Genomic DNA, 22714 nt, shown 5'->3' on the forward strand with positions numbered 1-22714 from the left:
CAGGTAGATACTGAATCAATAATCACAATCTAACGCCACTTTTGGACAATGCCAGGGTCATAGTAGCGAAGCAATGCGCTATTTATTAAAAGCACACTAATCATAAGCCACAGCTATTTTAATGTTCGTTGCTTGCTCGCAGTAACTGCGATGAATCTATCACCCTGGCCAAAAGCTCATGAGCTTAAGGTCCTTTACACAAGGAGCGTTACATAATGCACACTCGCAAGCTTATTCTTGCTGCCACTTTTGGATTATTATTGGCGGGTTGCAGTCAAACATCCACCACAACCAATGCTGAAGTCATTCCACCCGAGTATCCAGTGGATTATTTCTTTAAAAACAGCGAAGTTTCTAGCTATCAAATCTCTCCTGCTGGTGACTACATCTCAATGATGAAGCCATGGCAAGACCGTAAGAACGTCTTTGTTTATCCCACAGATAACCCCGATCAGATAAAACGCGTCACATCCGTAATAGGGCGTGACATCGCATACTACTACTGGGTTGGCGAAGACACCGTAATTTACTCTCGTGATACGGGAGGAGATGAGAACTTTTATCTCGTGACGGTTAATGTCAAAACAGGCGAAGAGAAAACCATCACACCGACATCCGGTGTTGTGGCATACGTCATCGACACGCTAGACAATCAACCCGATGACATTTTGATTTCGAGTAACGAGCGTAACCCGCAAGTCTTTGATGTCTATCGACATAATCTAAAAACAGACGAAAATACTCTCGTCGCGCAAAACCCGGGCAATGTGCGCTCATGGGGTACCGATCACGATGGCAACATTCGTGTCATCACCACATCAGATGGTGTTAATACCTCCGTTTTATATCGCGATACGGTTGAAGATGAATTTAAGCCGCTAAAAAATCTCACTTTCAAAGAGAGCTTTAGCCCCATTTCATTCACGCCGGACAACAAAAACTTATATGTGGCATCACGAATTACGCGTGATAAATCAGCCATCGTTGAATACGATGTAAAAGCCAATAAAGAAATACGAGAAATCTTCTCTCACCCGGAAGTTGACGTGAATAGCGCTCATTACTCTGAAGCGCTTAATAAGCTGGTTTCAGTCTCTTACGTGACAGATAAAAACCACTATCACTTCTTAGATGATTCCTACCAACAAACCTTCGAACGCCTCTCAGAGAAACTGCCAAATGTAGAAATTTCTGTAACCAGTGCGACGCGAGATGAAAGTAAAATGATTGTCGTCACCTACAGCGATGTCGATCGACCAAATTACTACTTCTACGATCGTAAAGCAGACAAATTGGAGAAATTGGCAGAAAACGCTCCATGGCATAAGCCAGAACATATGGCGAAGATGACGCCTATCCAATACACCGCTCGCGATGGAGAAACCATTCATGGGTACCTAACGCTGCCGAAGGGTCGAGAGGCCAAAGATCTGCCTTTGCTTGTGCTCCCACACGGCGGTCCATGGGCTCGTGATCACTGGGGATTTCAGCCTGAGGTACAATTATTCGCTAACCGTGGTATCGCAGTGCTGCAAATGAACTTCAGGGGCTCAACTGGTTATGGTCGCGAGTTTTGGGAGAAGTCGTTCAAGCAATGGGGACAATCCATGCAGGATGACATTACCGACGGTGTCAAATGGGCTACCGAACAAGGTTACGCACAAGATGGCAACGTATGTATTTATGGTGCCTCTTATGGCGGCTACGCAACTCTGGCTGGGGTGACATTCACTCCGGATTTATATAAGTGCGGAATCGACTACGTTGGCGTATCTAACTTATTTACCTTTATGGACTCCATTCCACCTTATTGGGCACCATTCCTTGCAATGTTACACGAGCAAGTAGGCAATCCGAATGATCCTGAAGACGCGAAAATGATGAAAGCCTACTCACCAGTGTTCCATGTCGACCAAATTAAGGCACCCTTATTGGTTCTACAGGGAGCACAAGATCCACGCGTGGTGAAGAGCGAGTCAGACCAAATCGTTAATGCACTGCGTGAACGAGGCGTCGAGGTCGAATACATCGTGAAGGAAAATGAGGGGCACGGATTCCGCTCTTTAGAGAACCGTCTTGATGGTTACCAAGCGATGGATAGATTCCTAAAAACACATTTACTTGAGCAGACTCAGTAAGCCTTTACATCGCTAAGTTCGAAAGGGCATGTTGGCGTGCCCTTTCTTATTTTTTCTACGTATTTTGCTCGCCCCAGTCCCCAGTACCACTTCAATACTCCAATAATCCAGCTCAATTCACAGTGTAAATTTATATAAAGACACTACCCTCTTATGAGAGATCTTGATAACCTTAAATGAGAAAGAGAATAATTATCGAGTAGAGTCAAAGATGAAGAAGAAGCCTCAACCTAAAACGATTGTTGTCACAGATACAGAGACAATTACCCCAAATATGCAGCGTATTACTTTGCAAGGTGAAGCGCTAAGCCAGTTTCCACGCGACTGCGAAGGTAGCTACATCAAGCTATTGTTCAATGAGATGGGCAGTACCGATTTGAGCACGCTAAGCGACGATGACCGACCATTAATGCGAACCTATACTATTCGTCGTTTCCATCCGGAAACACACACCATCGAAGTAGATTTTGTCCGCCACACCACACAAGATTTACAGTGTGGCTTTGCCGCGCGTTGGGCGATGGCCGCACAAAAAGGCGATACGATTAATATCGTAGGTCCAGGCAGTATCTCTAATTTGAATACCGAGGCTGACTGGTTCTTTATGGCTGCCGATATGACGGCACTTCCAGCGCTTTCTGCGAAAATTCGTACGCTACCAGAAGAGGCAAAAGGCTACGCCGTGATCAGTGTGATGTCTGCGGCAGACATCCAGCCTCTGCACGCACCAGCTGGTATGGAGCTAATTTGGCTTACAGAAGGTCAAACCCTAGCAGAAGCGGTACGCGAACAAAAATGGCTAGATGGGGACGCCGCAGTATGGTGTGCCTGTGAGTTCGATTCAATGCGCGCGCTACGCCAATACTTCCGCAACGAGAAAGAAGTCGATCGCGAGAATATCTACATCAGCAGCTATTGGAAGCAAGGCGTGTCGGAAGACGGGCACAAAGTGATTAAACGTGAAGACGCGGAATCCAATCAATAGTGATTCATGTCTTTTCGATTCCAGCTCTCATCCCAATAAAAACGCCCGGCATCACCGGGCGTTTTAGCAACATACCTTGTAATGAGGCACTTTAAGCCGCTAATCAACAAGCTCTTGCGCCAAAAAGTCGATCAACAACCTAACTTTTGGCGACAAATTGCGACTTTGCGGATACAGTGCCCAAATGCCTTCGCGATCGTCGCGGTAATCGGTCAGCACCTCGACCAACTCACCACTGTCTAACGCTTCTTGAACGTAGTAATCCGGCAGCTGCACTAAACCCAGACCGCGTTTCGCTGCGTCCACCAAAGCAAAACCGCTGTTGCATTTAATCCTTCCCGACACGCGCAAAGACTTATCGCGTTTATTTTCTTTAAAGTGCCAATAGTCGACCGAGCCAACCAAGCACTGATGCCGTCCCAATTCCGACAACGTATGTGGCTCACCAAAACGCTCCAAGTACATCGGACTGGCACACACGTAGGTTTGACGTGAGGAAAGACGCTTGGCAATCATGCTGGAATCTTGCAAGCGGCCAAGACGAATCGCCACGTCCACACCTTGCTCAATCAAATCCAGCTTTTGGTTGGTCAGCACTAAATCGAGATCCACACGCGGGTACTTTTCCAAAAACTGATGCAAAAGCGGCGCGAGGTTCATTTCCCCATACGTCACAGGAGCCGTCACGCGCAGTAAACCGCGCGGTTCGGTCTGCATTTGCGTTACGGCAAGCTCGGCCAGTTCTAACCCTTCCACCAAATGTTTACACTGCTGGTAATAGAGTTGTCCGGCTTCAGACAGGGAGACTTTTCGCGTCGTGCGATGCAGCAATTTCACCGCAAGTCGTTCTTCAAGTGCTGATACCCGACGACTGATTTGTGCCACCGATGTTTTCAGCTTAGCTGCTGCTCCGGTAAAACTGTTGGTTTCTGCCACAGCAACAAATTCGCTGACCCCTTCCCAATTCGCCATGCTGTATTCCTGTCGACCTCTTTTAGACAAATAGTGATGAAAATGTTCTCGTCGCGCTACGCTTTGAAAACGGGAGAATTTTACGCATCAGGCAACGGACGAAGATCGCCGTACTGCGCATCAAGCTCAATGCCGAAGTATTCTTTCAATGCATCCAAATAGGCTTGGCCCGGCTCTAACTCCAATTCTGTCTGCTCACCTTGGCTGGTGTATTTGAGTGTGTAGTTAAGCAATGTCACCAACCCACTTTCTGTTGCTTTCGCCGCGACTCTTGCACTGGTAAAACGCGAGTGAGGAGAAGTGGAGGTAAAAAAGTTGCCACACGCGATATCACCCGCAAATACAAACTCTAAATCGAAGCTATAAAGGTTGTTCCACGTGTCCGTTCCGTCCGTTGACAACACTTGAAGGAAGTAACCAAACTGAGCATCTTCGACAAAGCGGAAGGTTTGTAAATCCGTTTGAATCACTTGGTTGAGGATAAACGGCAATGGCGCGCGCGGCGTATTGGAGCCAAAGCCCACATCAACAATCCATGCTTGTTCATCCAGCGTTACCAACGTGATTTGATGACTACGGCCAGTTGGTGTGCCCGACACATGCACACGCCCTAGTAAACTGCGTGCTTCAAATCCGAGAGTATTGAGTACCTCAAGCATTAAACCATTCAATTCAAAACAGTAACCACCGCGAGAGTGATACACCGTTTTTTGAATGATGTCTTCAATCTCAACAGAGATGCCGCGCTGCAACGCAATATCAAAGTTCTCAAACGGCAGGCTGCGGTGCTGTGCCACGTGTACTTTATGTAATGTTTCTAAATCGGCAGGTAGCTCTCTTGGCAAACCGAGCTTGGTTAAATAGGCATTCAGATCCGTCTTGTTCATAATCACTCTTACTTCGCTGATGGGTTGATTGCGTTCTACTCTAGCCCCTCTACCTAACTTCAGGTCAACTGCCTTTTCCGCTTTCCCTTCCGCGTTGAGGAGGCATCACACTCTTATAATCTGCTTACCTTACTATTATTACGTATATGTAAAAATCATTTTCAAAATGGACGGATTATCATTTTTATTGAAACACCTAGAATAGATACCAACAAAATGACGCAGCGCAGTAAGCAAACCTTAACTACGCTTATTACGTCACTCCATATACTGAGAATATAAAGGAAAATCCAATGACTGTTGAAATCAAACCTGGTCAAACTCACATCAAATCCAAGGCAATGGTTGCATGGGCCGCTGGCGAACCACTGAAAATGGAAGAAGTGGATGTACAGCTTCCTAAAGCGGGTGAAGTGCTAGTGCGCATCGTCGCGACAGGTGTTTGTCATACTGATGCGTTCACTCTGTCAGGCGACGATCCAGAAGGCATCTTCCCTTCTATTCTTGGTCACGAAGGTGGCGGTATTGTTGAAATGGTGGGCGAAGGCGTTACCAGCGTTGAGGTTGGCGACCACGTGATTCCTCTTTACACCGCTGAATGTGGCGAGTGTAAGTTCTGTAAATCGGGCAAAACCAACCTTTGTCAGGCCGTGCGTGAAACACAAGGTAAAGGTCTGATGCCCGATGGTACAAGCCGTTTTTCTATCAACGGTGAAACCATCTTCCACTACATGGGTTGTTCTACTTTCTCTGAGTACACGGTACTCCCTGAAATCTCGCTAGCGAAAGTAAACAAAGACGCACCACTTGAAGAAGTGTGTCTGTTAGGTTGTGGCGTAACAACCGGTATGGGCGCAGTTATGAATACGGCAAAAGTTGAAAAAGGCGACACGGTTGCGATATTCGGTCTGGGTGGTATCGGTCTTTCAGCGATCATCGGTGCACGCATGGTGGGTGCAAGCCGCATCATCGGTATCGATATCAACGAAAGCAAATTCGATCTTGCAAAACAGCTAGGCGCAACCGATGTGATTAACCCACAGAAATTCGATAAGCCTATCCAAGAAGTGATTGTTGAAATGACTGACGGTGGTGTTGACTACTCATTCGAGTGTATCGGTAACGTAAACGTGATGCGTCAAGCACTTGAATGTTGTCACAAAGGTTGGGGTGAGTCGGTGATCATCGGTGTTGCGGGTGCAGGTCAGGAGATCTCAACTCGTCCATTCCAGCTAGTAACTGGTCGTGTATGGCGTGGCTCGGCTTTCGGTGGTGTTAAAGGCCGCTCTGAGCTTCCAGAAATCGTAAACCGTTACATGGCTGGTGAGTTTGGCTTGCAAGAGTTCATTACTCATACAATGGGATTGGCTGACGTAAACAAAGCGTTTGATCTGATGCACGAAGGTAAGAGCATCCGTACTGTTATTCATATGGATCAATAATGCTGCCTCAGGCTCTCCTTTTGGGGAGCCTGAATTCATTCTGTTGTTAGAGAGTTTATTCATGACCATTGAAAATGTAAGCCAAACCAAAGTGTTTGGCGGTTGGCACAAACAATATACACACGAATCCAAAGCCCTAAACTGCACGATGCGCTTTGCGATTTTCTTACCACCGAATGCCACTAAATCGAACCCCGTACCCACTTTGTACTGGTTGTCGGGCTTAACCTGCACCGATGAAAACTTTATGCAGAAAGCGGGCGCATTTCGTATGGCGGCCGAGCTTGGCATTGCGATCATTGCTCCGGACACGAGTCCAAGAGGCGAAGGTATCGCTGACGATGAAAACTATGACCTGGGTAAAGGAGCTGGCTTTTACCTTAATGCGACTCAAGCACCTTGGTCACTGCATTACTTCATGTACGATTACGTGACGAAAGAGTTACCAGAGATCATTGAAAGCAATTTCCCTGTCTCAGAAGTAAAATCCATTTCTGGGCACAGCATGGGAGGTCACGGAGCATTAACCATTGGTCTGAAAAACGCAGAACAATATCGCTCAATATCGGCGTTTAGCCCTATCTGTAACCCAGTCCAATGCCCTTGGGGACAAAAAGCCTTTACTGCTTACTTAGGCAAAGATATTGAGAGCTGGAAGCAATACGATGCAAGTGAGCTTCTCAAGCAAAAACCATCACCACTTCCTATTTTGGTTGATCAAGGTGATGCTGATGGCTTCCTTAACGAGCAACTTAGGCCAGAAGCGCTGGTTGCTGCAGCAAAAGTTCATGATTCAAACCTGAACTTAAGAATGCAATCTGGTTATGACCATAGCTATTATTTCATCTCAAGCTTTATTGACGATCATCTCAACTTCCATGCGAAGTATTTGTTTGCCTAATTCATAGAAGTAACTTGATGAATTAAAAAATAAAGTCACCTACCTAGGTGGCTTTATTTTTGGTGCGTATTAACATACCAATCTTAAATAACATTGGAATAAAGATAGAGAACAATGTAAGGATGAAATCGGATTTGCTTGTACCTCAATCATTAACCCTTCTAATTCTCATTCACAATACAATTCATCGGTTGAAAATAGGATTAATTTCCATTAAAAATCTGCGAACTGACACGAATTCGTTATAGAGCGAAATAATAACGAATATTTCTGACCTTTTAATTAAGAAGTCACTTAATAACCTTGACGTACAGTAAACCGACAGTTACTTTTCAAACATAACATATTATAAAATCTCATCCGGTTGGCTCTATTATTACAATTACAAATAAAGTACCGCTAGCACCTTTGTCCTAGCTCAGAAAAAAGAATAAAACTCAAAGGGCATATGATGAAAAAGATAGTCGCGCTAGGTCTGTTTTTTGTTGCGCCATTCTTATCTGCAAGTACGATCGTGTTTAGCAGTAGCCAACAACCTAGTGTCACATTAAAACTGGAAGAGATTCAATCTTTACCAACCACCAGCTACACAACCACGCTGCCTTGGGTCCCTGCTTCTTCTGAATTTCTTGGGGTCAAACTTAGCACGCTCCTCACCCACGTCTATGGCAAAGTGCCAGAACAAGTTGATGTCAGTAGCTTGAATGACTATCACTCGACACTGTCTCGACAAGACATTCTTAGATACCAACCAATACTGGCTTACCAACAAGACCAACACTATATAAAAGTCAGGAATAAGGGGCCATTTTGGGTAATATACTCTCTTAGTCTCTATCCTGAGCTCAACTACAATAAATATCACGCGCAAATGGTCTGGCAAGTAAATGAGATGAAAGCAAAATAATAAGAATGAAGTTATCAGAACCCACCCATCAAAAGCAGAGAGCACCACAATACTCTACAACCAGTAAAATGTTGCTTGTGGTGTTTGCCACTTCTTTGCTTCTCGCAAATGTATTGCTTCTGCAGCAGACACGCGCACTGTCACAAAACTTTAATAATGAGCAAAAACAAGCAACCTGGTTTTTATTCCAACTCTCTAAAGAGCTTTCGGAACTTGTCGGTGAAGCGAGACGAGTCGATGAAAATGTATTAAATATCGACGGTGCAGAGCTACAATATGAATTGGCCTGGAGTAGATTCGATTTATTAATTAGTAGTAATGAAGCCTACACTTTTTTCTCTCGAAATAATATGCATCAGTATTTCATTGATCTTTTTGAGGAATTTCAGGGGCTGGAAGCGCAATTAGTTGAAGCAAGAACTGGCGATAGCCAAGCTGCGGCTCAATTTTATCGATCCACTCAAACACTGTACTTAAGCTTGGTCGATTTCGTTAATCAGAACTTTCGCCTAAGCAGCAAAGTCTATGAGGCTCAGAAAGGAGAAACGCAACGGTTAATGCAAGCGCAGTATATGCTGTTTGCTACGTTCGTTTTGTCGATCCTGTCTCTGACTTATTTCTTTTATCGTGAATCCCATTTCCATAGAAAACTGGCGCTCAGCGACCCACTGACTCATCTTGGAAATCGCAATGCACTATTTATCAACCTGAATGAGCTCACTCAAGAGAAAAGGCCTTTTTCTCTGTGGATTTTAGATTTAAATGGTTTTAAAAGCGTCAACGATACACACGGTCATCAAGTGGGAGACACCGTACTGCGTGAAATTGCTAGACGGCTTAAATCTATGGCGTTGAATGATTTTACCGTCTATCGCATGGGAGGCGATGAGTTCGCCGTCATCCTCGAAGGGGATCATGTTGATGAAGAAGGCGTTCGTGAGCATATCAATGCGGTATTTGATGCGCCAATACTAAACTCCGACAACGTCGCAACACTATCAACCAGCATGGGCTTAGCCCAATACCCAAAAGACAGTAACAATGTTGACTTTCTTATCAGCATAGCGGATAAGCGCATGTACAAAATGAAATTTCAACGTTAAACGGTATTTATGATGAGAAAGTTCATGCAAATACTGCTTCTACTGGCAGTCATTGCGGCAGGTGTGTTGGCTTGGGTATTTATTCCATCGCACGAAACCATCAGGCAAAAAACGCTTGAGCAGGCACTCAACGATGACTACAGCCTCGTTGGGCATCGAATCTACTCAACCGATCCGGATGCTGGCAACCGATTCGGCTACTTCGTATTGGCAACGGGCCAGAGCATTGAAGAGCAAGAGCCGTTTTTGGTCACTTCGGATCAGTTTATTCGCATGGAACAAACGGGTGATAATACCTTGTCTGTGACCGTCAATGGCCGTATCTACCAATACCACAACGACTTGTGGGTGCAAAAACCGGACGGAAAGCTGCAGCATTTTTTAGTCAGCGCAACCGCTAAGTACGTGCGCTAAAAAACGGGAACATTACTACCCCCCCTCCCACCACACAAAAAAACAAAGCCCCGCATACACTGCGGGGCTTTTTACGTTTAGAAGAAAGTACCGTTGAACGGATGAATGTTACTTCGCTAACACTTTCTCTTTAATCACTTTGAGTACCCCAGCCTCTTGGTTGCTTGGCGCAGAATAACGAGCGATTTTCTTAATCTCGTCATGCGCATTGGCAACCGCGTACGAATGCTCACTGACTTGCAGCATTTCGAGGTCGTTGAGGTAATCACCAAACGTCATGGTTTCTGCCGGAGTAAAATTCATCGTCTCTTGAAGGTGCTGAATGGCCGCGCCTTTAGAGGCCTCGGCATTCATCACATCCAGCCAAATTTTTGCACTCACCACGACTTTATGCGTTGCGCCAAACTTCGCGTTCATGGTCGGGAACAGGAGCTCTTCCGAACCGTCAAAGTGGCAAATTGCCACCTTAATAAACTCGTCTTCGACCTCAAGCAAATCCGGCACGTATTCACAGCGGTGGTAGTACTTTTGAAATTCTTCCAGCGATTGCTGATCATGCGTTTCGATGTACGCCGAGCGCTTGCCACACAATACGATGTTCGCCCCGTCAATTTCACGAGCCGCTTTCACAATCTCCGCCACTTCCGCTTTAGGAATGGTGCAACTGTAGAGCTCTTTGTCTTGGTACATCACCAAGGTGCCGTTTTCGGCCACATACAACACTCGATCTTTGATTGGCGCAAACGTGTCACGCAGGCTGTAATACTGACGACCAGACGCAGCGGAGAACAAAATGCCTTGCTCTTCCAGTTGCAAAAACAGGTCGAAAAACTCTGGATCCAAACGACCGTATTGGTCAAGCAAAGTGCCATCCATATCGGAAGCAATAAATTTGATGCGAACTTGTGACATTAACTAAAACTCTAAATGACGCTGCGAAAAATATATCCATGTAAGGTACAGGATCTTGTATGAATCTCAAGTCGGGATGACGACGCCTTTCGCGATTACCAAGGGTGCTGTTTAAAGTAATCTTCACTGTGATCGATGAAGGCTCTCACCGCAGGAGACAAGTGTTTACGCGATGAATAAAGCGCGTAAATGTTGAGATCATTTGGCTTCCAATCCGGCAACACCGACTCAAGCTGACCCGATTGCAGATAGATATTGCTCAAATAGGTTGGCAGCATCGAAATACCCATGCCTTGCAAAGCGCCATGCAATAACGCCGTGGCCTCATTGCTGGTTAGGCGACACTCAATTCCCACCGATTCGAACTGGTCGCCCTGAGACAAATGCCACACGTGACGCTCAAAGTTTTTGTAACCCAAACAGTCGTGTGAAGATAAATCTCGCGGATGCGCGATCGCGCGATGAGTTTGCAAGTATTGCGGTGATGCCACCAACACCGATTCACACACCGCAATCGGCTTACCAATCAAAGAAGGATCGGGATCTGACGCAATTCGGATTGCCAGATCGATACGTTGCTCGGTTAGATCACTCACTGAATCTTGCAGATCTATGTCGATATGCACTTTGGGGTGCTTTTGCATAAAACTGTTTACGGCTGGGATCAACTGTGAAAACCCAAATGAAGTGCTAGACGCGAGACGGATTTTTCCGGACAGCTCACCATCAACGGCAATGTTCGACGTCAACGTATCGGCCTGTTTTAACCAGCGCTCAATCTGAGGCAAGCTGCGCTCCCCTGCGGTGGTGAGTGACACCTTGCGCGTAGTGCGGTGCAACAAACGAGTTTGTAGCCAGTTCTCCATCGCCTCTACATAACGAGTCACCATTGGCCGAGACATGTCTAACCGTTCTGCGGTCGCGGTAAAACTGCCAGAATACACCACATCCACAAATACTTTTGCTGCCGTTACTCTGTCCATACATTTGCTCGAAATAAGAAATAGTGATGCACATTATTGTGTATTTTTCCGAGCGTATCAATTTTCTAATATAGCTCCCGTTCCCAAGCCATCGTCGCTTGGCCCCAAATTCTTTAGGAGCTTATTATGAAAAAATTCACTTTGATTGCTGCATCCATTTTAATGGCAAGCCCTGCTCTAGCGGCAAACCACTCTCCCCTTACTCTTGAGGTTTACAACGCCGATGGTAACAGCTTCCACGTTAACTCAACCTTGGTATACGGTGAGACTGATGCCATGGTCATCGACACTGGCTTCACCAAAGCTGACGCGATGCGCATTGCCGCCAAAGTGTTGGACTCAGGCAAAACGCTTAAAACCATTTTCATCAGCCAAGCGGACCCAGATTACTACTTTGGCGCAGAGGCCTTACACCAACAGTTCCCTGATGCGCAGATCATCACAACGCCAGCGGTTCAAAAAATTATTAAAGAGAAGTTGGCTGGAAAGCTGGCGTACTGGGGACCAAAACTTGGCGCAAACGCACCGGTAAAACCAGTGATCCCTGTCGCATACGACAAAGCATCATTAGAGCTAGAAGGTCATAAGATTGAAATCCGTGGTAACCATGGCACATCAGCACACCGCCCTTACCTATGGATTCCAGATAACAAAGCGATTCTAGGTAACGTAGCCGTGTACTCAAACGTGCATTTATGGATGGCAGATGCCGCTGACCAAACCGCTATCAATGCTTGGGAGCAGCAGCTTAGCGAGATGCTTGCGCTTAAACCTCAAGTGGTCATTCCTGGTCACATGAAAGCAGGCACAAAGCTGAACGCAGACACCATTCGCTACTCGCAACAATACTTGCAGGATTTTCAGCAAGCGAAAAAACACAGCAATAACAGTGCTCAACTCATTGACACCATGTCAGCGAAATATCCAGAAGCTCAATTGCCAATCGCGTTAGAAATCGGTGCGAAAGTGCATACTGGTGAAATGACATGGTAACCGTGCATTACTTCTTCGATCCCATGTGTGGTTGGTGCTACGGGGCATCACCACTTATCGAAGCCTTGATGGACACCTCTCAATTTAAGGTGGTGCTTCATCCCGGCGGTATGATTGAGAAACGCGCGATTGAGCCTGAATTTCGTCAGCACATCATCAACAGTGACGCTCGTATCGCAACCGAAACGGGAGCAACGTTTGGTGAGGCATATCTGCAACGCGTGAAAAGCGAAGATGCGTTTGTTCTTGATTCTTATCTACCAACACAAGCGATCTTGAGTGCGGAGAAAATGGGGCTGAATCCATGGCACATGCTAAAGGCCATCCAATCCGCGCATTATCAGCTCGGGTTAAAAGTGAATGATGCATCGACGCTCAAAGCCATTGCAGAATCGCTAGGTTTAGCAAACGATGCGTGGGAGCAAAACATGACGTTAAGCGAAGCCGAGCTAAACGAGAGAATTCGCTCTAGCCGACAGTTGATGCGCCAGTTACACGTTGGTGGTTATCCAACCCTGATTGCAGAAGTAAATGGCGAGTACTTGACCTTGCCGCACTCGGCCTACTACGACAAACCGGCACAGTGGAAGCTTGCATTACAAAAACTGCAATAAACTCTTCCCCACTCGCTCTTGTCCTTAATCCAAGAGCGAGTGCACACACCGACATGGCAATCCTGACTCAAACAGGTACAATCCTCGCTCGAATTTTTACTCGCGCGGATACCCACCATGCACTCGCCTGAACATTGTTTTACACGTTTTACTGCTGATACTTCTGACTATGAATTACCAACGCAGTTTACGTTTCCGTTCTACTACACGCCGCATCCTCTTTGCGTTATGGCCGCAAAGCAATTGCAACAGCACTTATTAGCGCAAACCGACTTCGAACACGATTTTGGTTTGGTTAATGAAGAAACGGGGCGAGGCAAAATGTTTGGCGTATTGCTGGTAAAAAGCCCTCAAGGCGAGCTCGGCTTTTTAAGTGCGTTTTCTGGCAAAATTGCCGACCAAAACTTGATTCCAAGATTTGTCCCTCCTGTGTACGACATGCTGACCGATGAAGGCTTCTTCCGCGCAGAAACGGATGCCATCAACGCCGCCAATGCGGAGTACAAAACCTGTGCTGCGAATCCGGAATTGGCAGATCTTAAAGCGCAAATCCAAGCCGACCGAGCCGCTTATCAGCAAGAGGAGCAAACACAGCGCCAAGTGATGATTGATGGCCGCGCCGCACGCAAACGACAGCGCCAACAGGGCGAGCAAACGCTCAATGCCGATGATCTCAAAATCTTGTTGGATGAGTTGGGTAAGCAAAGTGTCGCCGAGAAAAATGTTCTCAAATACTTAAAGCAAGCGTGGGATGAAAAGCTTGCAACCAAAGAAGCACGATTGGCCGAGTTAGAGCAGCAACTTGCTCACCTGAAAGAGCAGCGCAAGACGCTCTCCAACGCTTTACAGCACAAACTGCATAAACAATACCGCTTCCTAAACAGCCATGGCGAAACACGCGACTTGGTGGACATTTTTGCGGACACCACAAACCCAATCCCACCAGCAGGTGCGGGGGAATGTGCTGCGCCAAAACTGCTCCAATACGCATTTAAACACAGATTCAAACCGCTGGCGCTGGCAGAATTTTGGTGGGGTGTTTCGCCAAAGTCTGAGGTTCGCCAACACAAAAAATTCTACCCATCGTGCAACAGCAAATGTCAGCCGATTTTAGGCCATATGATGCAAGGGCTGGATGTCGAACCCAACCCATTGGCGGAGAATTGGGCAGAAGACAAAGAGCTAGAGATAATCTACCAAGACGACGCTATGGTCGTCGTCAACAAGCCCTCGGGCTTACTTTCAGTGCCGGGTAAAACCATCAAAGACTCTGCTTATACGCGCCTACAAGCGATGTTCCCTGATGTGGAAGGGCCGTTTGTGATTCATCGCCTCGACATGGCGACCTCTGGCATTTTGGTGTTTGCCTTAACTAAACGCGCGAACAAAAGTCTGCAAAAACAGTTTATGGCTCGCGGCGTACAAAAACGTTATATGGCACTGCTCGAAGGCGTATTGAACGCGCCGGAAGGGGAAATTTCACTGCCAATGCGTGGCGACCCCGACGATCGCCCACGTCAGTTGGTGTGTTTTGAACACGGTAAACATGCAGAAACCTACTGGCAACTGATTGAAGTCAAAGATGGACGCAGCAAGGTATACATGTATCCGAAAACCGGGCGAACTCACCAACTACGTGTACACAGTGCTCATCACATGGGGTTAAACATGCCGATGGTTGGTGATGGTTTATACGGCGAAAAAGCGAATCGCTTACACCTGCATGCTGAGATGCTAGAGCTGGATCATCCATACAGCAAAGAGCGCATGGTGTTCAGAGCTGAGTGCGAGTTCTAACTTCTTCCAGATTTTAAATAACAAAAAGGCACTGACTAACAGTGCCTTTTTGGGTTTCTAACAACAGAATAAGCGTGATGCGCGATACCGAAAACCGTTAGCTCACCTTAAACTTGGTCCACACCTGAGAGCGCCAACGCCTTGCCATGATGATACCACGCACCCATTCATCGAGAGCGATTGCCATCCAAGCCCCTAAAACGCCATAACCCATGTGGATGCCAAAGATGTAGGAGAAAAACACGCCTAGTCCCCACATACTCAAAATCCCCATTTGCACTGGGAACTTGATGTCACCCGCGCCTTTGAGCCCCGCGATAAAAATCAGGTTAAACACACGTCCGGCCTCGAGCAAAATTGAGCCCATGACTAACGAGCCTGCCAATGCGAGTATTTCTGGTTGATCGGTAAATACGCGCAGAATCTCTTCTCTAAACAGGTAAATCAGCGTGGTTGCCGCCGTTGATGCCACAAATCCCACTAAGAAGTAGATTTGTACACGTTTTAAAATGCTGCTCACCCAACCTTTACCGATGTAGTAACCAGTCTGAATTTGCGCTGCCTGACCAATTGCCAACGCGAAAGCAAACGAGAAACGGGCAATGTTTTGCGCATAAGTGAAAGCTGCCAACGATGCCGTCCCCATTTGCACCACAAAGTACACAATGCAGATTTGCGCCACGTTGTAAGACAGCACTTCACCCGCGTTCATACCGCCGATTTTTAAGATCTTTTTGTAAATTTCTGCGGGCACTTGTTTCATGGTCGACATTGGTAGTTCAATGCTGCTGCGAGCTAGAATAAACCATAACATTAACGTACCGATGACTTGGCTGACGACGGTTGCTATTGCTACACCTTGCACACCATACACAGGTAAACCGAATGGCTGGTAAAGCGCAATATAGTTACCAATGATGTTGAACACACCCGAGATCAAGTTCACCACCATTGGAGAGCGTGAATAGCCATGGCTACGCAGAATGGTCGTAAAAACAACGCCAATCGTAACGTTAAACGTCATCGCACCGCTGATCAGCAGATATTCACGTGCGTATTGCTCGACTTGTGCCTCCAAACCGTAATACGGGAGCAGGAATATCGCGCCAAGCACGGCAATCACACTCAAGAACGCACCGACAATCACGGACAGCGCAATACTTGCAACGCCGACGTTCACAGACTCTTGCTCGCGCCCAGCGCCGTTGTATTGGGCAATCAAAATCCCCGTTCCGCTGCTGACAAACGTCGAAACGATGATTAAGAAAAAGGTAATCTGCGTGATCACACCAACAGCGGATACCGCTTTGTCTGAGTAGCCACTCAGCATGAACACGTCACTGGTTCCTAAAGCCGTCCGTAGCAAAATTTCGACAAGAATCGGCCAAGCCAATGCCACGATGGACATTCGTTGGTTGATGTTTTGGCTTTTAGGCATGTTTTTAACCTTTCCTACAACTAAAAACTGCCTCACAAAATGTGTGAAGCAGTTTGGAAAAAGAGTAACTCGAATGAAGCTCGATATGAGGTCGTGATTTAGCGCGGATTCTAGTCGCATATTGGTCACAACGACAACAATATTTCGCTCTGTTTCGGAAAAATATTTCTAATGCTTTTTCACAACGAAAAACTCATTGACGGAACTTAGAGATCATCGATTGACGAACAATGAGCTCAATAGGTAGAAGGCGCAGTTCATGCTAGTCCCAACAGAGTTGAGTCAGGATAGATCCTGCAAATACAGCGGTGGAAATGCATTACTTTGAGTTATTAATCGAACCATCTGAAACCATAAAGATCCGCCATGGAAAACTTTATAAGCCTTTGTTGTGCTTTGAGCACTCTCACCAAACCACACTTCTAGGCCCATACTAAAAATGACTGACATCACATTTGGAAACTTTGTTGTTCTATTTATCGCTAAAATACCGCCTAGAATAAGCGTACACGTTAATTAAGCAAGGATACGTAATGTCGACATTGGCTGGAGCACGCTTAGAGGAAATGGCGGATATCCGCTCAACAAGAAAAAAGAAAATTGTCTTTTTATGCTCCAGTATTGCCGCGGCATGTTTAACTTATGGCTCCATTGCTCAATTGTTTGAGGATAATTGGGGATTAAGCTTTTTCCATGCTCTGTGTGCCTTAGCCTGTTTAGGTATCAGTTATGTGATAAAGGTTCAACGACATCATCAATATGCCGACCTATGGCTGAGTGCAGTTTTGATGTTCGAAGGGTTATTGCTACTTCTGTATAACGATGCCCCCTCAGGCAAACTGCTATGGCTATACCCCATTGTCGCCACTCTGGTGCTGATCAATGAGTTTAAAGTCGGTCTGCTGTTTAGTGGCACCTATATCTTACTGATCTTTTTTGGCGTCGTTTTTTTAGATCGGCTACCAACAGCCAGTGACATCATAGAACGACGATTTATGCTGACCCTGATAGCAACTGCATTTGTGTGTCACACATTCTCGTATTACTACACAAAAGTCCTCAACTACATTCAAACACTTTATCGTGAAGGGATTGAAGAGTTGGCGTATTTTGACCAACTCACAGGGCTTGCCAACCGCTGGAGCTTTGAAACTTGGGCACGTGCAAAGCTCGATGAGATCAACCATTCATCTGATGACAGTATCACTGCTCTGGTCTTCCTAGATATTGATAACTTCAAACATATTAACGACACCTACGGACACGATATTGGTGACCAAGTGCTTCAAGCCTTTGCAACTCGATTAAAAAACAATGTTCGCCATAAAGACAGAAAAACCGACAAACACGACTACTCCATCGCTCGATTTGCGGGCGACGAGTTTGTGCTCATGCTCTACGACATAAACAGTAAAAATGACCTCGATAGCATTTTGAAGCGTATTGTGAATCTATTCCCAAAAGGCTACCGAAGCTACGATATGATTAACGAGTTAACGATGAGTGTGGGCGCTGCTATCTACAAACAAGATGCGAAGGATTTATCTGAATTGACTCGGTGCGCAGATAAAGCAATGTATGCGGCTAAACACACAGGGAAAAACCAATACGCGTATTACGAGCACTGCAATACCGAAGAGAAGTCAGCCTCTGAAACACCGACTGTATCAGAAGCTTGCTAATGGTTAAGCGAATACATGCATCACCCATAGCCCCAGCACCAGAAATACGATTAGCCACACAGCTTGCAACACTCTGCTCGGCTTATCTTGCTGGCGACTGAATTGGCCTTTAAACGCACGGTCCTTCACTTTGCCCATTAAGCCTTTCCCTAGAGCACGTCGATAGAATTCACGTCTCTTATGGGCTGCATTGGCGACCTCGGTAAAACGATGTCTTTGCTCATTGGTGAGATCTTTGTCCTCGTAACGAGGAGGGAGATCAGAATGCTTGCGTTGTACTGCCATCACTTCCTCCCTGGTCGATGGGTACATTTTTATTAAGTATATACCCAAATAACCAAAAGATGCGTTATAAGTGAAGGACATAGACGAAAAAACCACCCGAAGGTGGCTTTATTACAGGCAAAAAGGACGCTTTAGAAGTACTCACATAAATACGCAGTCGCGTCTTTCACTTGAAGCTCAAACGAAGAGTTCCCTTCCACTTCAAAAAACTCACCACTTTGGTAAGTCGTCCAATCACTCTCGCCGACACGCTTGACCACAAGTGCACCTTTTACAACCGTCATACGCTCAGGCGCTTGAGTGCCGAACGTGTATTCACCAGGAAGCATTACACCAACGCTAACGTCCTGATCATTCTGGTTAAAGCCTAGTGATTTTACACTACCTGCAAAATAGCTATTTTCCTTAATACTCATTATTGGTTTCCTTATCAAAAGTCCGCTCTTTTTTACCTTGTTTCTTCCTGTTACTCAAGCTCTGAAAGCCATTAAGCCAACGTTATAAAGCACATCCTTTGCTACTGAGCGAGGCTACCTTTTTCTAGGCTTAACCAGACGACGTAATTAGTGAGATAAAGTCGGTGAATTAGTTAACGCTAGCAAACAATAAAACCATCAATAAGAGTGTATCCGAATGTAAAAGTGGACATTAGATCATAATTTCTTAGTCTTAATGACGGGATTGTTTGTTTTTGAGAAGGAAGGTTTCCACCATATTAAAAAAGGGAAGAAAAGTAGACCAATGACGGACTCAGCTCGCCGAAGGCGGAAAACAAGACAGGAACCAAAACTTTCATTTTGGGCTCGCCACCAATCCAAAGTCCTCAAAAGCGCATTTGCCGTTTTCGGGGTGGGTCTTTTGACGTTTTTCAGCTATCAAATCCACCTATCCTATCAAGACCATATTGACCCGGAAAAAGTCTACGGCGAGTGGATTGAGATCGGCGCGCCACCCTACCAAACAGAACGTCTGACTTTCACAGAGGATGGGGTATATCGAAACCATCGACTCATCACGACAGAATTTGAATTCGATGGAAAGGTCATCACGTTGAACACTGGATTAGGAAAAACCGCGTACCAGATCTCGGGCTCTCACCTTTCACCTCAGATTCGCCGTATTGAGCCTCTTATTCCAGATCAACGATTCATCCGTAAGGGGTTTGAGCATACCGTTCAAGGCTCAGAAACCGGAGCGGCTTCAAAACGTCGCGCTGCATTAAGTGAACATTTCAGCCGTGACTAGCACGTCTTCACGGCTATTTCTCCTTTCAATTCTCTTTCTACTTCGATGAAACAAAACCTTAATAAACAATGAAATAAGGTATTCATCGCATTTATCCCACCCGATACTGAGTAAACAATAATTTTAGTTTCTGCTGAGATTTTATAAATTATTGACTCAGTCTGACACTTTCTGTGTAACAGAGTGCGAGTTTTAGTTAAGTTCTCTCAAGTGCCTCGAAAACCGTCTTAATTTTTTTTGACGAAAAAAAACTCTCTGAAATGCTGAGTGTGATGCTTTTGCACATGGAGTAAATCCAATCATCTTATCTGGTGCAAGAGCAGCCTATGTTCTAGGTAGAACATGAATCCAAGGATTGAGAGAGAAGTTATGATTCGATTTAACCTATGTGCAGCTGGCGTTGCTTTAGCACTATCAGGTGCTGTAGTTGCGGCTCCAACCGCACCAAGTATCGATATGTACGGTTCCAACAACCTTCAGTTTTCTAAAATTGAACTCGCGATGGAAACCACGTCAGGCTACTACGACATGGTGAAATACCATGAGCAAGCGAAGATCACTGTTAAGTTTAACCAGTGGAGTGGCACGCCAGGTGATACTTACAACGTCTATTTTGATGGTGCAAAAGTAGCAACCGGCCCAATCACTGGTAGCCAAACAACAGCGACATTTGAATATGGTCAGGGCGGCCTATACCAAATGGAAATCGAGGCGTGTGATGCGACAGGTTGTGCGAAAAGCGCACCAGCTGAAATCACGATTGCAGATACCGATGGTTCTCACTTGAAGCCACTGACGATGAACGTTGATCCAAACAACAAAACGTACAATACCGATCCAAGCGTCGTGATGGGTACGTATTTTGTTGAGTGGGGCATCTATGGTCGTGACTACACGGTCGATAACATGCCAGTCGACAACTTGACTCACATCCTTTACGGTTTTATCCCAATTTGTGGCCCAAATGAGTCTGTGAAGTCTGTTGGCGGCAACAGCTTCAATGCACTACAAACCGCTTGTACAGGCGTGCCTGACTACGAAGTCGTGATCCACGACCCTTGGGCTGCTTATCAAAAGAGCTTCCCACAAGCTGGTCATGAATACAGCACACCTATCAAGGGTAACTACGCAATGCTAATGGCATTGAAACAACGTAACCCTGATCTAAAAATCATCCCATCTATCGGTGGCTGGACGCTGTCTGACCCATTCTTCGATTTCGTAGACAAGAAAAACCGAGACACATTCGTCGCATCGGTTAAGAAGTTCCTGAAAACTTGGAAATTCTACGACGGTGTTGATATCGACTGGGAATTCCCTGGTGGTGGCGGTGCAGCCGCGGATAAGGGCGACCCTGTAAACGATGGCCCAGCTTACATCGCACTGATGCGTGAATTGCGCGTAATGCTTGATGAATTAGAAGCTGAGACTGGCCGTACTTACGAGCTAACGTCAGCTATCGGTGTCGGTTACGACAAGATTGAAGACGTAGACTATGCAGATGCGGTTCAATACATGGACTACATCTTCGCGATGACTTACGACTTCTATGGCGGTTGGAACAACGTTCCTGGTCACCAGACTGCGCTTTACTGTGGTTCATTCATGCGCCCTGGTCAGTGTGACGGTAGTGGCGTTGATGAGAACGGCGAACCGTACAAAGGTCCTGCTTACACAGCAGATAACGGCATCCAGCTTCTTCTTGCTCAAGGCGTTCCTGCGAACAAGCTAGTACTTGGTACAGCAATGTACGGTCGTGGCTGGGAAGGCGTCACTCCAGATACGCTAACCGATCCAAATGACCCAATGACAGGTACTGCTACAGGTAAACTGAAGGGCAGTACAGCGCAAGGTGTTTGGGAAGATGGCGTAATCGACTACAAAGGCATTAAGTCATTCATGCTAGGTGCAAACAACACTGGCATTAACGGCTTCGAGTACGGCTACGATGCACAAGCAGAAGCACCATGGGTATGGAACCGTACAACGGGTGAGTTGATCACATTTGATGACCATCGCTCAGTGCTAGCAAAAGGTAGCTACGCGAAATCTCTGGGTCTTGCGGGTCTATTCTCTTGGGAAATCGACGCGGATAACGGCGACATTCTCAACGCAATGCACGAAGGTATGGCTGGCGGTGTGGTTCCTCAACCAAACCGTAAACCAACCGCAGCTGCTGGCGCAGATCAATCTGTAACTGGCCCTGCAAGTGTGGTTCTAGATGGCAGCCTATCGAAAGACTCTGACGGCACTATCGCAAGCTACGCTTGGGAGCAAGTCTCTGGTACAGCAGTGGTACTAGCAGGTGCCAGCACTGCGAAAGCAAGCTTTGATGCAGCAGAAGTTACTGTTGAGGAGCAATTAACTTTCAAGCTGACAGTGACTGACAACGAAGGTGCAACGGCATCTGACCTTGTTGTAGTAACGGTGAAGCCAGCAGGTGTGGTTGACCCAGCGAACAATGCGCCAGTAGCGCAAGTTGTTGCTCCAGCAACAGCAAACGCTGGTGACGTTGTGGTTGTAGATGCGTCAGCCTCTAGCGATGCAGACAACGATACTCTTACTTTCAACTGGACGCTTCCTCAAGGTTTGAACGCAACGGTTGAAGGTTCTAAAGTCACGTTCACTGCTGCTGAATACCCGCAAGACACTAGCCTAAGCTTTACCGTAAGTGTGAGCGACGGCAAAGCGTCTTCAACGGCAAGCGCAACTGTTGTTGTTGCACAGCATACAACCGACCCAAACCCTGGTACCTGTGACAACGCATGGGATGCAAGCGCAGTGTACACAGGCGGCAACCAAGTCACTCATGCAGGTAAAACTTGGGAAGCGAAATGGTGGACTCAGGGTGACGATCCTAGCCAATCTGGCGAATGGGGCGTTTGGAAAGAAGTTGGCGTGGCTAACTGTAACTAAGCCCAACCTTGCAGACTTTCTGTAAAGTTAACGATCAAAGGACAGCTTCGGCTGTCCTTTTTTGTTTTTATCTCATAACGAGAAAAGAGATACCATAGAC

The 22714-nt window shown here is 46.3% G+C and carries 20 protein-coding genes; 13 read left to right on the plus strand and 7 right to left on the minus strand.

The genetic code is table 11. From position 1 onward, the window contains the following. The first annotated feature begins 215 nt into the window (after positions 1-215). Both LIX84_RS09840 and LIX84_RS09845 read left to right on the plus strand, forming a co-directional pair. Positions 216-2138 carry a S9 family peptidase gene (locus tag LIX84_RS09840; protein ID WP_226421187.1) on the plus strand — a complete coding sequence of 641 codons (1923 nt, stop codon included), beginning with the start codon at positions 216-218 and terminating at the stop codon, positions 2136-2138. A 211-nt stretch (positions 2139-2349) separates the two neighbouring features. Further along, the gene (locus LIX84_RS09845) at positions 2350-3123 is read left to right on the plus strand and encodes a siderophore-interacting protein (protein ID WP_226421188.1); all 774 of its coding nucleotides are present in this window, start codon (positions 2350-2352) and stop codon (positions 3121-3123) included. 99 nt (positions 3124-3222) lie between these two features. Here LIX84_RS09845 and LIX84_RS09850 read toward each other — a convergent pair whose 3' ends face one another. Continuing rightward, on the minus strand, positions 3223-4095 hold the full coding sequence (locus LIX84_RS09850; RefSeq protein ID WP_020841645.1) for a LysR family transcriptional regulator: 873 nt from the start codon (positions 4093-4095) through the stop codon (positions 3223-3225). An 80-nt stretch (positions 4096-4175) separates the two neighbouring features. Then, positions 4176-4982 (minus strand): arylamine N-acetyltransferase family protein, encoded by an 807-nt coding sequence (locus LIX84_RS09855; protein ID WP_046875599.1) that lies wholly within the window; start codon positions 4980-4982, stop codon positions 4176-4178. Between the two features lie 293 nt (positions 4983-5275). On the opposite strand from LIX84_RS09855, the gene LIX84_RS09860 reads away from it, so the two are divergent. The 5 genes from LIX84_RS09860 (at position 5276) to LIX84_RS09880 (ending at position 9749) form a co-directional block, all read left to right on the plus strand. Then, on the plus strand, positions 5276-6424 hold the full coding sequence (locus LIX84_RS09860; protein ID WP_005391984.1) for an S-(hydroxymethyl)glutathione dehydrogenase/class III alcohol dehydrogenase: 1149 nt from the start codon (positions 5276-5278) through the stop codon (positions 6422-6424). A gap of 61 nt (positions 6425-6485) precedes the next feature. Beyond that, positions 6486-7325 (plus strand): S-formylglutathione hydrolase, encoded by an 840-nt coding sequence (gene fghA / locus LIX84_RS09865; protein WP_226421189.1) that lies wholly within the window; start codon positions 6486-6488, stop codon positions 7323-7325. Positions 7326-7776: 451 nt separating this feature from the next. Continuing rightward, positions 7777-8232 carry an oxidoreductase gene (locus tag LIX84_RS09870; RefSeq protein ID WP_226421408.1) on the plus strand — a complete coding sequence of 152 codons (456 nt, stop codon included), beginning with the start codon at positions 7777-7779 and terminating at the stop codon, positions 8230-8232. Positions 8233-8237: 5 nt separating this feature from the next. Continuing rightward, positions 8238-9335, plus strand: coding sequence for a GGDEF domain-containing protein (locus LIX84_RS09875; RefSeq protein ID WP_226421190.1), 1098 nt, complete (start codon positions 8238-8240; stop codon positions 9333-9335). Positions 9336-9344: 9 nt separating this feature from the next. Beyond that, positions 9345-9749, plus strand: coding sequence for a hypothetical protein (locus LIX84_RS09880; RefSeq protein WP_226421191.1), 405 nt, complete (start codon positions 9345-9347; stop codon positions 9747-9749). Positions 9750-9857: 108 nt separating this feature from the next. Here the strand turns inward: LIX84_RS09880 and LIX84_RS09885 are convergent, their stop codons facing one another. Together LIX84_RS09885 and LIX84_RS09890 are read right to left on the minus strand one after the other, a co-directional pair. Further along, entirely contained in the window at positions 9858-10661 is an 804-nt protein-coding gene (locus LIX84_RS09885) for an HAD family hydrolase (protein WP_226421192.1), read from the minus strand. A 95-nt stretch (positions 10662-10756) separates the two neighbouring features. Then, positions 10757-11644, minus strand: coding sequence for a LysR family transcriptional regulator (locus tag LIX84_RS09890; protein WP_005391995.1), 888 nt, complete (start codon positions 11642-11644; stop codon positions 10757-10759). 126 nt (positions 11645-11770) lie between these two features. Here LIX84_RS09890 and LIX84_RS09895 point away from each other — a divergent pair, with 126 nt between their 5' ends. The 3 genes from LIX84_RS09895 to LIX84_RS09905 all read left to right on the plus strand — a co-directional run bounded on the left by LIX84_RS09895 (position 11771) and on the right by LIX84_RS09905 (position 15048). Next, positions 11771-12637: an MBL fold metallo-hydrolase gene (locus LIX84_RS09895; protein ID WP_047009745.1), complete on the plus strand. Its 867-nt coding sequence runs from the start codon at positions 11771-11773 to the stop codon at positions 12635-12637. Next, positions 12631-13251 carry a DsbA family protein gene (locus LIX84_RS09900; protein WP_226421193.1) on the plus strand — a complete coding sequence of 207 codons (621 nt, stop codon included), beginning with the start codon at positions 12631-12633 and terminating at the stop codon, positions 13249-13251. The genes LIX84_RS09895 and LIX84_RS09900 overlap by 7 nt, the downstream gene beginning before the upstream one ends. 117 nt (positions 13252-13368) lie before the next feature. After that, complete coding sequence (locus LIX84_RS09905) at positions 13369-15048, plus strand: RluA family pseudouridine synthase (RefSeq protein ID WP_226421194.1); 1680 nt, start codon at positions 13369-13371, stop codon at positions 15046-15048. 97 nt (positions 15049-15145) lie between these two features. Here LIX84_RS09905 and LIX84_RS09910 read toward each other — a convergent pair whose 3' ends face one another. Then, positions 15146-16486 (minus strand): MATE family efflux transporter, encoded by a 1341-nt coding sequence (locus LIX84_RS09910; RefSeq protein WP_104970335.1) that lies wholly within the window; start codon positions 16484-16486, stop codon positions 15146-15148. Between the two features lie 533 nt (positions 16487-17019). On the opposite strand from LIX84_RS09910, the gene LIX84_RS09915 reads away from it, so the two are divergent. Continuing rightward, a complete protein-coding gene (locus LIX84_RS09915) occupies positions 17020-18168 on the plus strand; it encodes a GGDEF domain-containing protein (RefSeq protein ID WP_145472491.1) in 1149 nt (382 codons plus the stop codon). Between the two features lie 3 nt (positions 18169-18171). On the opposite strand, the gene LIX84_RS09920 is transcribed toward LIX84_RS09915, so the two are convergent. Both LIX84_RS09920 and ppnP read right to left on the minus strand, forming a co-directional pair. After that, positions 18172-18453, minus strand: a complete 282-nt coding sequence (locus LIX84_RS09920; RefSeq protein ID WP_005392005.1) for a hypothetical protein — start codon at positions 18451-18453, stop codon at positions 18172-18174. A gap of 131 nt (positions 18454-18584) precedes the next feature. Beyond that, on the minus strand, positions 18585-18869 hold the full coding sequence (gene ppnP / locus LIX84_RS09925) for a pyrimidine/purine nucleoside phosphorylase (protein WP_005392006.1): 285 nt from the start codon (positions 18867-18869) through the stop codon (positions 18585-18587). A gap of 325 nt (positions 18870-19194) precedes the next feature. Here ppnP and LIX84_RS09930 point away from each other — a divergent pair, with 325 nt between their 5' ends. Both LIX84_RS09930 and LIX84_RS09935 read left to right on the plus strand, forming a co-directional pair. Continuing rightward, on the plus strand, positions 19195-19698 hold the full coding sequence (locus LIX84_RS09930) for a DUF2850 domain-containing protein (protein ID WP_054866862.1): 504 nt from the start codon (positions 19195-19197) through the stop codon (positions 19696-19698). Between the two features lie 369 nt (positions 19699-20067). Then, positions 20068-22614, plus strand: a complete 2547-nt coding sequence (locus LIX84_RS09935) for a glycosyl hydrolase family 18 protein (RefSeq protein ID WP_226421195.1) — start codon at positions 20068-20070, stop codon at positions 22612-22614. The last annotated feature ends 100 nt before the right edge of the window (positions 22615-22714 follow it).

The sequence above is a fragment of the Vibrio sp. E14 genome (genome assembly GCF_020515785.1).
Classification (GTDB): Bacteria; Pseudomonadota; Gammaproteobacteria; order Enterobacterales; family Vibrionaceae; genus Vibrio; species Vibrio diabolicus.